The 12,988-nt window shown below is 34.4% G+C and carries 15 protein-coding genes and 1 pseudogene; 10 read left to right on the top strand and 6 right to left on the bottom strand.

Annotated elements, in window-relative coordinates; all coding sequences use genetic code 11:
• Positions 1 to 44: 44 nt before the first annotated feature.
• The 10 genes and pseudogenes from ACZ42F_RS02505 (at position 45) to ACZ42F_RS02550 (ending at position 8,408) form a co-directional block, all read left to right on the top strand.
• A complete protein-coding gene (locus ACZ42F_RS02505; protein WP_464279620.1) occupies positions 45 to 794 on the top strand; it encodes a sulfite exporter TauE/SafE family protein in 750 nt (249 codons plus the stop codon).
• Between the two features lie 23 nt (positions 795 to 817).
• Entirely contained in the window at positions 818 to 1,243 is a 426-nt protein-coding gene (locus ACZ42F_RS02510; RefSeq protein ID WP_029970065.1) for an arsenate reductase ArsC, read from the top strand.
• A 490-nt stretch (positions 1,244 to 1,733) separates the two neighbouring features.
• Positions 1,734 to 2,117 (top strand): hypothetical protein, encoded by a 384-nt coding sequence (locus ACZ42F_RS02515; RefSeq protein WP_464279621.1) that lies wholly within the window; start codon positions 1,734 to 1,736, stop codon positions 2,115 to 2,117.
• The gene (locus tag ACZ42F_RS02520; protein ID WP_464279622.1) at positions 2,107 to 3,633 is read left to right on the top strand and encodes a hypothetical protein; all 1,527 of its coding nucleotides are present in this window, start codon (positions 2,107 to 2,109) and stop codon (positions 3,631 to 3,633) included. Before ACZ42F_RS02515 ends, ACZ42F_RS02520 begins: the two co-directional genes overlap by 11 nt.
• 2 nt (positions 3,634 to 3,635) lie before the next feature.
• The gene (locus tag ACZ42F_RS02525; protein ID WP_464279623.1) at positions 3,636 to 5,786 is read left to right on the top strand and encodes a pilus assembly protein; all 2,151 of its coding nucleotides are present in this window, start codon (positions 3,636 to 3,638) and stop codon (positions 5,784 to 5,786) included.
• On the top strand, positions 5,771 to 6,262 hold the full coding sequence (locus ACZ42F_RS02530) for a pilus assembly FimT family protein (protein WP_464279624.1): 492 nt from the start codon (positions 5,771 to 5,773) through the stop codon (positions 6,260 to 6,262). Before ACZ42F_RS02525 ends, ACZ42F_RS02530 begins: the two co-directional genes overlap by 16 nt.
• 9 nt (positions 6,263 to 6,271) lie before the next feature.
• Positions 6,272 to 6,622 (top strand): annotated as a pseudogene (locus tag ACZ42F_RS02535) (type IV pilus modification PilV family protein); the annotation flags it as partial.
• Positions 6,619 to 7,545: a PilW family protein gene (locus ACZ42F_RS02540; protein WP_464279625.1), complete on the top strand. Its 927-nt coding sequence runs from the start codon at positions 6,619 to 6,621 to the stop codon at positions 7,543 to 7,545. The pseudogene ACZ42F_RS02535 and the gene ACZ42F_RS02540, both read left to right, overlap by 4 nt.
• Entirely contained in the window at positions 7,542 to 8,060 is a 519-nt protein-coding gene (locus tag ACZ42F_RS02545) for a pilus assembly PilX N-terminal domain-containing protein (RefSeq protein WP_464279626.1), read from the top strand. Before ACZ42F_RS02540 ends, ACZ42F_RS02545 begins: the two co-directional genes overlap by 4 nt.
• A gap of 135 nt (positions 8,061 to 8,195) precedes the next feature.
• Complete coding sequence (locus ACZ42F_RS02550) at positions 8,196 to 8,408, top strand: heavy-metal-associated domain-containing protein (RefSeq protein ID WP_464279627.1); 213 nt, start codon at positions 8,196 to 8,198, stop codon at positions 8,406 to 8,408.
• Positions 8,409 to 8,453: 45 nt separating this feature from the next.
• Here ACZ42F_RS02550 and ACZ42F_RS02555 read toward each other — a convergent pair whose 3' ends face one another.
• The 6 genes from ACZ42F_RS02555 to ACZ42F_RS02580 form a co-directional block, all read right to left on the bottom strand.
• Positions 8,454 to 9,689 (bottom strand): uracil-xanthine permease family protein, encoded by a 1,236-nt coding sequence (locus tag ACZ42F_RS02555; RefSeq protein WP_464279628.1) that lies wholly within the window; start codon positions 9,687 to 9,689, stop codon positions 8,454 to 8,456.
• A 71-nt stretch (positions 9,690 to 9,760) separates the two neighbouring features.
• Complete coding sequence (upp, locus tag ACZ42F_RS02560) at positions 9,761 to 10,387, bottom strand: uracil phosphoribosyltransferase (protein ID WP_029965371.1); 627 nt, start codon at positions 10,385 to 10,387, stop codon at positions 9,761 to 9,763.
• 198 nt (positions 10,388 to 10,585) lie between these two features.
• Complete coding sequence (locus ACZ42F_RS02565) at positions 10,586 to 11,293, bottom strand: DUF1722 domain-containing protein (RefSeq protein WP_464279629.1); 708 nt, start codon at positions 11,291 to 11,293, stop codon at positions 10,586 to 10,588.
• A 196-nt stretch (positions 11,294 to 11,489) separates the two neighbouring features.
• Positions 11,490 to 11,909 carry a ribose 5-phosphate isomerase B gene (gene rpiB / locus ACZ42F_RS02570; protein WP_464280299.1) on the bottom strand — a complete coding sequence of 140 codons (420 nt, stop codon included), beginning with the start codon at positions 11,907 to 11,909 and terminating at the stop codon, positions 11,490 to 11,492.
• A 20-nt stretch (positions 11,910 to 11,929) separates the two neighbouring features.
• Positions 11,930 to 12,115 (bottom strand): hypothetical protein, encoded by a 186-nt coding sequence (locus tag ACZ42F_RS02575; RefSeq protein WP_464279630.1) that lies wholly within the window; start codon positions 12,113 to 12,115, stop codon positions 11,930 to 11,932.
• 129 nt (positions 12,116 to 12,244) lie between these two features.
• Positions 12,245 to 12,958, bottom strand: a complete 714-nt coding sequence (locus ACZ42F_RS02580; protein WP_464279631.1) for a lipoprotein insertase outer membrane protein LolB — start codon at positions 12,956 to 12,958, stop codon at positions 12,245 to 12,247.
• Positions 12,959 to 12,988: the final 30 nt, after the last annotated feature.

The raw sequence follows: 12,988 nt of genomic DNA on the forward strand, positions 1-12,988 counted from the left end.
AGTTTGTTAAATGCAAAATAGGGCTCTGATAGGAGAAAAATAAAGTGGAAATTTTTACTATTTCTTTAATTTCTTTTGGTCTTAGTTTTCTTTTTGCTTTGGGTGGAGTGGGTTCTGCCCTGGTCCTGGTTCCAGTTTTGGCCTGGCTGGGAATACCTTTGGGAGAGGCCAAGCCTACAGGACTTTTTGTTAACACCATCAGTATGGTGGGTGCTACCTATGACAATATCAAAAACAAGCGCCTGGATTTTGGCTTGGGTATTCCCATTATTCTCAGCTCTATTATTTTATCTCCTATTGGAGCCTATATTTCTAGCCTTATTTCCCAAAAAATAGTTTTGTTTATTTTTACCCTTTTTTTATTTTTTGCTGCCAGCATTTTGTTGTTTTTTAAAGGAAGTAAGTATAAAGGCAAGGATAAATACAAAGAAGATAAAAATTGGCTGTATATGAGCTTTGTGGGAGGAGTGGCTGGCTTTTTTTCTGGCCTTTTGGGTATTGGAGGCGGGCTTATTATTTCTCCTCTTTTAATCCTTTTTGGATATGATCCCAAAAAAGTTACTACTATTACTGCTTTTGTAGTACCTTTTTCCTCTTTAACAGGTTTTATTGCTTATGTGCTTTTGGGTAGCTTTAATTTGGGGCTTATGCTTCCTGTGGGTATTAGTGCTTATCTGGGAGGATATCTAGGGACCCAATTTATGCAAGCCAGGCTGAAAGCCAGTACAGTTAAAAAGTTTTTGGGTATTTTAGTTATTTTACTGGCCATTAAAATGCTCTTACGCTTTTTTTAAAGGTATAAAGAGAGGTAATATTTATGTCTAAAAAAAAGATTTTATTTTTGTGTACAGGAAATTCTTGTCGGAGCCAGATGGCAGAAGGTCTGGCCAGAGCCTTAAAATCTGAGACAATTGAACCCTATTCTGCTGGCATACTCAAACATACCCTGGACCCAAGGGCAGTCAGGGTAATGCAAGAAATAGGAATAGATATTTCCAAACAGTATTCCAAGACCATTGACGAGCTAAAGGGTATAAAATTTGATTATGTAGTGACCCTTTGTGGCCATGCCCATGAAACTTGCCCTTACTTTCCGGGCAAGGTGATTCACCGAGGTTTTCCTGACCCACCCAGTATGGCTGTAAAGGCCAAAAGCGAAGAAGAAGCCTTAAATTTTTACCGGGAAGTAAGGGATAAAATAAAAGAATTTGTTTTATCCTTGCCCGAAAGTTTGGAAGAATAATTTCCCAGAATCCCTTATCTTTTTTTAGTCTTTACTTTTTTCTTAAAAAAATAGGTAAAAATTCCTATTTTTTCTTGATTTTTTCAAAAATATGATATAAACAAATTAAAACTTAAGTGTTGATGTAATTATTTGAATTTACTTGTTTTTACTTTAAGAAAGTTGTTATTTGTAAAATATATATAATAAAAACAATATGTTAAGTTTTAAAGAATGCTTGTGGTTGAGACTTAGGAAACTAAAAGTATGTAATTAAGGGTTGCCAATATTTATTTATTGGTTTAAATAAACCTAAAAAATAATGTTTTTAGAGTTGGTTTTATGGTGCAAGATGAGGCAATTGGCTAAAAAGAATAAGATATATTTAGTTTTTTTAGGCTTTAGTTTTTTTGGCTAAATTTTCTAAATATAATAAAGATAACTTTTGGGTAACTTAAGTTTTTTAGTAAATTAACCAGTAAAGATATAAATAAAATAGGAAAAGTAAACTATGAAACAGAAAAGGGTAATCATCCAGATATGTTGTGTATTATTAATAGTAGTGTTTTCAACGACTGGTTTTACTAGAGATGTGAAAAATAAATTCAGTAGTTTTAAAACGTTAGAAGAACCATTAAAATTGGTAGTTGAGAAGTATTTAAAAAATGGATATAAAATATACGGTCCGTATAAGGTAGATAAAATTGTAAGTGGAAAGGCTTATCTGTATGTATTTTCAGGTGAGCATGTTAGTATAGACTTGTTTAGTTCAAAACAGATAAATGAAAAAGAAAAAACTATATTAATTTCTAAAGATGATAAAGTTTATTTGTTAAAAAAAGATAAAGAAATTGTTTTGTTAAAACTTAAAAAAGGGGTGAAAGATGACTATTAAAAGAGTTTTTTTAGCTCTTTTGTTTATATTTTGGGCGATACCTGTAATTGCTGGAATGGAACAATATTGTGCTTCTCCCCCATTTCTTACTCAGAGTATAGATCCAAATGTTGTGTTAGTAATGGATTATTCAGGCAGTATGCAATTTCCAGCCTATTATGCCTGTGCCAATTGGAGCGGATATTATGAATCACAGGTTGCAGAATGTTATTATGGAGATTATGCATATGAAAACTATAACACATCCTATGATTATTATGGAATATTTGATTCAAATAAATATTATAAATATGATTCTCATAATGGATATTTTGTTGATAATACAGACAATTGTTCTTATTCCAACAAAATAGGTTCAGCACCAGATTGTGTTTCTGGAAATCTACTTAATTTTGTAACTACAACCAGAATAGATGCAGCCTTGAAAGCACTAATTGGCGGAAAGGCTGATTGTGGTGATAATTATTGTTATATAAAGGCTCAGGGTAGTAGGAGAAGAGTAAGATCCAGTAATATAGACTGTGATTTTTATGTAAGGCCCGAAGATTATTCAAGTGGTAACTATGCAGATAAAGAAATTTTACTAAGTGTATATGATTATGATGGTACATGCCCAGTAAAAGGATTGTCAAGTGCAAGGGTAAAATTAAGAATCTCAAAAGAGGATAGGGGTGGTTTACTTCAATCCATATTTGATAGTGTTAGAATTACCTTTATGGTGTTTGGTGGTACAAGGGAAGGTGAAATAAGGTATGGGTTTAATGAAAATAATTTAGACTCATTATTGAATAAATTACAGAGTGAAGTTCCATATGGCGGTACTCCAAGTGGTGAAGCCTTGTGGGAGGCCTATGATTATCTAAAACAAAGAAATGGTCATAATTATGAGAGTAATTCTAATTATATCAACGATGACAGCGAGGTAGATCCATATTATCAGGTGTTGGAAGATGGGAGTTTGGTTTCAGCCTGGTGCAGGCAGTCCAATGTTGTACTCATATCTGATGGCGAGTGGAATGGCAATGTAGACCCTGTTATTTCTGCTTATCATTTAAGAACTGATGATTTGAGGTTTGACTTATCCAATAAACAAACAGCAAGGGTATATAGCTTATATGCTTTTGATGATTCTAATGATGGTAAAAGTTCTATGAAGACCATAAGTGCTTTTGGAGGATTTACTGATATTAGTGGTTGTAATAATAGTTATCCATATACTTTTTCTGAGGTGCCAGATGATTCTTTAGAGGTTGCCTGGCCTCGTTCCAGTTGCCCAGGTGGTAGTAGTAATGAACAATGTTGTAAGGAATGGGATGAGGATAACAACGGTGTACCAGACGGATATTTTGCAGCAGAAAATGGAGCAGAACTTGAAGAGGCATTAAGGGTGATTTTTGTTGATATTTTAAAAAGAACTGCTTCAGGTACCTCTGCATCACTTCCCATTAGTGAGACAAAGATTGGAAAAATCTTGTTCAGGCACTTTTTTATCCAAAAAAACAATTTGATCAGATAGAGTTGGATTGGATTGGCTATCTTTATACATACTGGTTTTACTATTCTCCTACTGCTTCAAACATAAGAGAGGATACTATTGAAAATAAAGCATTAGATGTATGTACTAATGGAGAGACAGGAGGAGACTACATTGTTAATTTCTTACTAAATAATTCTACAGGAATTATGAATGTAAAGGCCTATAAAAGTACATGTAGTGGTACTAATTCTTCTGATTATACCTTGTATTCAACTTTAGATGATATACATCCAGTGTGGGAGGCAGGAGAGAAGTTAAAGAATACGAATGCAACACAAAGAAATATTTACACATATACAGGATATCTTCATCCAACCATACATCAAGATTTAACTAGTTTTCAGAATGTGACAGAAAATAAACTATTTGGAGATGAAGACAATGATGGAATAGTAGATGAAACAGATGAAACAACAAGATTAATAACAAAATCAATTTCGATCCAGGATCTTAAAGATTATATTTTAGGAAATGATATAGATGGTTATAGAAATAGATCCTATGATGGTATTTCCACCTGGAAATTAGGTGACATAATTTATTCTACACCCAAAATAGTGATATATGATGATTATTCAGTGGTTTATGTAGGAGCAAATGATGGAATGCTCCATGCATTTAGATTAGGTAAACCTCGCTATGACGGATTGGGACCATATCAAGATGTAAGGCTTTGTAATGACTCTTCTAAATATTGTTACAAAGATAAACTAGGTGAAGAAATGTGGGCATATATCCCTAAAAATAGCCTTCCTTATCTAAGGGCACTTACAGATCCCAAATATGGTGGTAATAATCACCTTTATTATGTGGATCTCATGCCTTATATAATTGAACTCAATTTAGATGATGATTCAGATATTGAAAAACGAATATTAATTGGTGGTATGAGGTTTGGGGGAGCAGTTGGATGCACAGATTCAGAGTGCATTAATCCTCCTGCTGATACTTGTGCTGATCCCTCACAATATAATTCTGCTACTAGTAATTGTGTGGGATTGTCTTCTTATTTTGCCCTTGATATAACCAATGCAACCAGTCCAAAGTTTTTATGGGAATTTACTGATAAAGATTTAGGTTTTACCTATACAGGACCTGCCTTTATCAAGGTAAAAAATGATGACAGCACCTATAGCTACTTTATTATGTTTGCATCAGGTCCAACTAATTATAGGGGAGAGTCCAAACAGGATTTGAAATTTTTTGTTCTCAAACTTGAGAGTACATGGAATGCTCAACCATCAGCATTTTTTACCATTAAACAAGTGACAAAACTCTCAGTTTCATCAGAAATGAAAAATGCCTTTGGTGGAAGGCTTTTTACTGAGGGTATAGATGTAGATAAAGATGGTGATACTGATTGGGTCTTTATTGGATCAACCAGGGGAGCAGGTAACACTTTACAGGGAGATGTGTGGGGAATTCATATTACAGGAAATATCCCTTCTGATTGGGAGATAGTAAATGTATTTAATAGCTCCCTGGAGCCAGTAACTGCAAAAGTAGAATATGCAAAATGCTTTGATATGAATTATATATTTTTTGGTACTGGTAGATATTTTTATCCTGGAGACGATCCAGGTAAAAATAATGAATTTAATAACCTCTATGCTGTAAGAATAGATGATTGTCTTGATGATGGAAATTGTAATATTAATGCAGCACATTCATCTAATGATCCTTGTAATGAACTCACTCAAGGTAACCCAAATAAACTATTTTCTTGGAAACAAGGACTAAATGAGAGAGAAGGAATTTATTTTAAAGAAAGAGTGATATCAGACCCAACTGTTACTGATTCCAATATAATTTATTTTACTACAACAGAGCCTTCTTCTGATTTTTGTAGTTTTGGTGGAAGATCCAGGGTATGGCAGCTAAATTGCGCAACAGGTGAAGATCTCAAAAATCAAAACTGTCCAGGATATCACGCAAGCAACCCAGGAGGAAAACTATTTTTACAACTATCCCGTGGTAATATAGAAGAAATAATTGTTGGTACAGATGAGACATCAACATTTAATGATGCTACTACTCCATGGTATACAGGAGTACCTCCAGAATCAGCTACCCCTTATGTAAATCCTGCAAAAAGTCCTAAGGGCAATATTTTATTATGGATAGAAAAGTAAAAGGCTTTACTTTAATCGAACTCTTGGTAATTTTATCTATTATAGCAATAGTTTTATCCATTGCAATTCCACAATTTACAAAATGGAAGAAAAAATATGATGTTCAATACGATATAAAAAATATTTATACCCTAATTCAAGATGCCAGAATGAAAAGCTTTGTTGAAAAAAAAGTTTGTGGATTATATTGGGGAACTACATCAGAATTTAAGAAGATATATGAAAGGTGTGATACAGATTATGATGGTGAGATTAATGATAGTGGTGGGTATGTTGATATAACAATTTTAAATTTAAAATCGAAATTTAAATCATCTAACTCAATTTATACATATATAAAATTTTCTAGAGGTGTGGTTGTTAATTTTGATAGTATTTATCTTACAGACCTAAACGAGGAAGAAATCAATAATTGTGTAGCAGTTTCAGTAACAAGAGCAAAAATAGGATCGTGGAATGGAACTAATTGTAATTAAAGAAAAAAAGGATTTACTTTAATAGAGGTCCTTGTTAGCATGTTGATATTGACTTTGGTTCTTCTTACGCTAGTGCAGAGTCTTGCTACTTATATTCGTAGTAATGTAAATAATTTAGTTAGGGATGAAGCTGTAAAAATAGCTCAAGATTGTATAGAAAATATAAGAAGTGGTATTGAATGTGAAGATAATGCAACTAAAAAATTTAGAAATTTTTCTTTAACTTTTGCGATAGATTCTAATTCTACTCCTCTAGATAGTGGTAACAGTCAAGTCCAAGTTATAGTTACTTATAAATATCCACCTAACAGTAATTCGACAAAAACTTATACCATAAATACAGTAGTGCATGAGCCATGAAAAATAAAGGTGTAACCTTAATAGAATTGTTGGTGGTGTTAGTAATTTTATCAGTGGTTCTAGGTGCTGTATATCAATCATATTTAAATGTATTGAAAGCATACACACAGCAGACTACTACTGCTGTATCCAATATAGATAGGCTAATAGGGGCTGAAATAATTAGAAGAGATATTGAGCTGGCTGGTTTTGGAATACCCAATGATAAATTGCCCCTAGAATATGATGAGGCAAACAATACTCTTACAATAAGTTCAACAGTATCTTCTAGAAATGATTATACGAAGTGTTATGGTTATGCAGATTTTAATGGAAAGAGATTTTTTACCCTTGATGATGCAGAAATTTCTGCCGAAGATTGTAATGATACAAATATTTGTTATTTAGCACTTGATTTAGATTATACCCAAAAATTTAATTGTTATAAAGTTGATTCATCTGATCCATCAAAGCTACTGCTTTTATTTGGTCTTAGTTCTAATTCTACGGATAATAAAATAACCTATGAATTAGACGACTACAATTCAGAAGATAAGCCATTAAGATGTGCGCAAAATACCAAAGTATTAAGAAGAGAAGATGCAAGTACTGGTGGTGCGCAACCAATACTGGACTGTGTAGAAAGATTTAAAGTGGCATTTGGTCTTGATACTGACGATGATGACATTGTTGATACATGGTCAACTACATTGCCCTCAGATCCGAAGGTTTTAAGGTCTCAGCTAAAACAGGTAAAAGTATTTATTGTTTACCACGAAGGTAGAAAAGACCCAGCCTTTAATTATTCTGGAGGCACAATTTATCTAAATACTTCTAATGGGACCATTGAACAATTTACTCCGACAGGGGATGATATACATTATAGATGGAAGCTATTTCAATTTTCAGTAAAACCCATGAATCTTAAGAGGGAAATTCGGTGATTTTCAAAAAGCAAGATGAGAGGGGTATAGCCCTTATAACTTCTCTAATTTTGAGCTTAATTGCTATAGTGCTTGCATCAGCTATAATGATTTTAGTGGTATCGAGTACCAAACAGTCAGGTATTGTAAAAAGGTATACATCAGCATTAGAAGCTGCAAAGGGGGGGGTGGAAGAATTTTTGATTGATATTAGAGATTCTACTTGGGATTCTAATTCATCAGGTTGGATACCTGGGCATGCCTGTAAATTAAAAAGAGATACAGATAACTGGACCACGGTATGTGATTTTTGTAATTCAACGAATGCATGTACCTCTAATTCAGAGCCATCAGATATCATTAATAATCCTGATTGGGAAGAAATTTATGGAGACTATATAGTGTATGGAAAGATAGTAGATACTAAGGGATACCTTGATGGTTATTTATACAATGTTGAAATTGTAGGTACAAATAACAGTACAAGTGAAATGGCTTGGATTAATGTATTGTACCAAATAAAATTAAATCCTTAATTTACTATAGCTTAGATTTATCTTTAAATTTATTTTTTTATTAAATTTAATTATTTTAAATAAATGGAAATATTTTTAAATTGGTTAATATTTTGATATAATTAATTTGAATCTATTAACTATCCAGGAGGTTTTATGTTTAAATTAAATATTGAAGGTATGAGTTGTCAGCATTGTGTAAATACTGTTACCAAGATTTTGGAGAGTATGGGTAATCTTAAAAATATAAAGGTAAGTTTAGAAGATAAAGCTGCCTATTTTGAGGCTGATAAAGGGGTGGATTTTGAGTTGATAAAATCCAAGGTAGAAGAAAAAGGATACAAGGTTACTGGCTGGGAAGAAAAATAAGGTTTTGCTTATAGGTTAATAAAAAAGGGGCTTTAAGCCCCTTTTTTATTTTTTACCAGGTAAGAGAATATTTAATACCACTCCGGTTATACCTGCTAGCCCGATACCTTTTAAGGTAAATTCTCCAGCAGAAAAGGACATTCCTCCCACTCCAAAGATAACAATTATGGCCACAATAGCCATATTTCTGGCCTCCATCAGGTCCTGGCCAGCTCTAACTAAAGTGTTGATGCCCACGACCATGATAGCACCAAAGAGGAGAATGAGAATTCCACCCATAACAGGAGTAGGAATAGTTTGTAAAAAAGCGCCTAGTTTGCCCACAAAGGAAAGCAAAATGGCACAGATGGAAGCCCAGGTCATAATAGCAGGGTTGAAGACCTTAATCAGAGCTACAGCCCCGGTTACTTCTGAATAGGTGGTGTTAGGAGGACCACCTAAAAAGGAAGCCAGAGAAGTGGCCAGGCCATCGCCTAAGAGAGTTTTATGTACCCCAGGGTCTTTTAAATAATCTTTTCCTGTAACTGAGCTTATAGCCAGAATATCGCCAAAGTGTTCTATAGCTGGAGCAATTGCTACAGGTACAATAAATAAAATAGCCTGCCAGTTCCATTCTGGAAAAGTAAAGTTAGGAATAGCAAACCAGGGTGCTTTAATTACAGGAGCAAAGTTTACTAGACCTGCTGGTATAGAAATAATATATCCAATAACGATGCCACAGAGAATGGGAATAAGCTTTAATAGTCCTTTCCCAAAAAGAGAGACTATAATAGTAACTGCTAAAGAAATCATGGCTATAATTAGAGCAGTTTTTTCTGGAACCAAAATTGCACTGCCATCACCGGTTTTACCCATAGCCATATTTACTGCTACAGGAGCTAGAATAAGACCAATTACCATGATAACTGGGCCGGTAACAATAGGAGGAAGCAAATTTTCCAGGACTTTTACTCCTCTTAAGGAAATGAGCAGGCTTAAGAGAATATAGATAACACCTGCTGCAGCCAGGCCACATAGGGTACCGGGAATGCCCCAGGTTTTTACTCCATAGATAATAGGTGCAATAAAGGCAAAAGAAGAAGCCAAAAAAACAGGAACTTTTCCTTTGGTGATAACTTGAAAAAGTAGCGTGCCACAGCCAGCAGTAAAAAGAGCCACATTGGGGTCAAGCCCGGTTAAAATGGGTACTAAAACCAAAGCCCCAAAAGCCACAAAGAGCATTTGCGCTCCCAGGAGGGAGTCTCTTAAACGAAAATCATACTTGGTTGGATCTTGTTGCATAGAACCTCCTTTACCGTGCACTGGTGTTTTTAAAGAACAAAAAAGACAAAAAAATAGGCACCAGGTGGTGCCTATTTAGTTCCAAAGATTTTATCTCCTGCATCCCCTAGGCCTGGCAGGATGTAGCCTTTATCGTTTAACCTCTTATCAATGGAGGCTACGTATATTTCCACATCTGGATGCTTTTCTGTAACTTTTTTTAATCCTTCTGGAGCAGCTACTAAAAATAATCCTTTGATTTTAGTACAACCTGCTTCCTTTAACAGGTCAATGGTAGCAATTAAAGTACCTCCAGTAGCCAGCATGGGATCTAAAATTAGGGCAATGCGATCTTCTATGTTTTTGGCCAGTTTTACATAATAGCGAACAGGTTCCAGGGTTTCTTCATTGCGATACAAACCAACAATGCTTACCTTAGCCCCGGGAATAAGGTCCAGGACTCCATCTAGCATGCCCAGTCCAGCTCTAAGTATGGGCACTACCGTAATTTTTTTCCCTTTGATGGTCTCTATTTCCACAGGACCTGCCCATCCCTGAATAGTGCTTTTTTCAGTTTCCAGGTCCTTGGTGGCTTCATAGGTAAGTAGTCTGGCTATTTCCGAAGCCAGTTCTCTAAAATTTTTGGTGCTGATATCATGTTTGCGCATGATACCCAATTTATGTCGAATGAGAGGGTGGTCTACCAGGGTTACAGACATATTTTTCTCCTCCAGCTACTTTGATGCTTTTTCTCAATTTGGCCAAATCGCCTTTGCTTAATAAGAAAAGAATTGTTTGGTCAAGATAGTTTCTAAAACTAAATCTATTTTTTCTCTAACTCTTTGAATTAAATTGGATTATTTTTTAAAAGAGAGGGCTTGAAAACTTAAAAGTTTGTTTCTTTTTAATTTGTTATTTCAATTTAAGTCCTTATTTTCTATCCACACGCTTAATTCACTCAAAGCTGTAGATAAAAGTAAATAAGGTTCTTTAAATTTAAGCGTACACTTCTGTATTTCTCTAAGTAGCTGGTCTAAAGGCATTTTATTTACCAGGTGTTTATCTATTGAAGAGTATTTGGCTATATGTCCCCACATGTGTTGAAGTGCATTTTTTATATTTTTTTCATCTGGTATGATTCTAAGATTTTCCACTAAAATTAACGCTAATTGCTCAAAGCCTATTTCTTTTTTAGCTACTAAGGGACCTATTTCTTTGTATAAATTGGGATTTCTAGCTAAAATTGAATACTTGTGCTGACTCCAGAGTTCTTGTTCATTTTTAGGAAGAGGTATTCTTCCCTCTTCTTTATTTTGATATTTTTGCTTAAGTAAGTTAAATTGGGCGCTGGGAGAATCAATATAAATTTCTGGCCATTTTTTAAAAGCAGAATTTACCTTAACATAAGACTTATGGTTAAAATTTCTTAAGCGCATTTCTGCTACTAAAAATTCATGTCTTATCTTTAAGGCCCAAAGAAAACCTGCCCAGCGCTTGGTTTCAGGATGTTTAGAATATCCCTTTTTCCCATGAATTAGAATCGAGAGGATTCCGTGTAATTCTCTGTGTTCGCCTAATAGACTTTGGCGATTTAAATAAGCTGGATGGATATCCCAAATTCGCATGCTTTTTTATATCTGCTAAAGAGGTTGTTTGTTTGATTGAGTGAGTAGACTTAGACCAGAAAAATAAAAGCAGGAATAGAAGACAAAAATCAGGTTATAAATCTTTAATTCTTTTTCCTCTTACCTGACCTGATATTTTACTCTGTAAACCAAATTTAACCTGTTTTGTTTTTGAAAATTAAATTGTTAACAAAGTTTAAACCAGCTTTTCTATTAACTCGATTCTTTTCAGGTGTCTTTCTCCAGCAAAAGAAGTGTTTACAAAAGTGCTGGCAATACTTTTAGCCAGGTCCACTCCAATTACCCTCTCACCTAGGCAGAGTACATTGGCGTCATTGTGCTCTCTAGACATTCTGGCCATGTATTCGTTGGTACAAAGGGCAGCACGTATGCCCTTAAAGCGGTTGGCAGTGATAGACATGCCTATGCCTGTGCCACAGATAAGAATACCCAGAGTTTTTAATTCCAGTACCTTTACGCAAAGATTGCGGGCATAAAGGGGATAATCGCAGCTATTGGTATCCCTTGTGCCCACATCTATTATTTCAAATTGGGGATGAAAAAAATCCATTAGTATTCTTTTGAGGTTAATGCCTGCGTGGTCTGAACCAAAGATTAGAGCCTTTTTTCTTCCATTTAAAAAACTCCTTTAAAAGATTTTAATCTTTGTTGGCGTTTGTGTAAAAAGAGGTTCTTAAAATTTTCAAGCTTTTCTTTTAGATATTCTACTTCTTCTTGTAAAAATTCTATTTGTTTGAGAGTTGTCTTTACTTCTTCAGAATCAATATCTTTTTTTCGCAAATTAGCTGTCCTAAAAAACATTGTTCTTCTTTTATTTTTTGCTGAATTTGTTTTATTTCTGCAATTTTTAAGATTAGAGTAAGAGAAAATAACAATTCCGTATAAGCTGTATATATTCCACTTAAAACTGTGTGAATAAAGGTTCTCATTTTACTCTTGCTCCAAGAGATTAAATAAATTTACATCTTCTGGCAATTTTAGCTCTAAATTATTTAAGTTTAAATTTAATTTTATCTTTTTTTGATAAATAGTTATTTTTAAGCCTTCTTTTTCAATAATTATTTTTTTAGGTATGGAAAGGTTTATGTTAGTCTTTACATAGTTAAAGTAGGATATGGTGTATCCTTGATAGTTTATTCTTTTTATTTGACCTAAAGGATAAATTTCTAGTTGAGTCAAGAGGTTTTTAGAAAAATTTTCTGAAGAAGACAAGGGTAGGAGAAACTGGACTTCTCCCAGGAGCAGTTTGACACTTTGAGTCAAGGTAAAGGGAAGGGGAAAGTCTAAGGTAGTAATAGCAGTCCTGGGGTGGTTGCTTTGATAAGCTCTTCTTTCATAGGGAAAAAAGACCAGGAGGTTGTTTTGACTTTCTTGCCAGAGGGAAATCTTTTGACCCAAAGAAGAGGAAAAATCCACTCTGGTGAGCTTATTCTTTTGGCCAAAACAGGTGTAGAGCAAGCGGGAAGCCTGTTTTTGGTCTTTAAAACTAAGGCTGCCCTGTAAGTAGTAGGTGTTGATTTGCTTATATTTTTGTTGCTGTTGCCAGAATTGTTCCAGCTTTTGTTCTGGAGAAGGAAGCTTTGGGGGAGCACAACTGGCTAGAACAATTAGCCCCAACAAGAGAGTGATAAATTTAGTTTTCACTTAATTTCTGGAGTAGTTTTTTTAGTTCCA

The organism is Desulfonauticus autotrophicus (assembly GCF_055381725.1).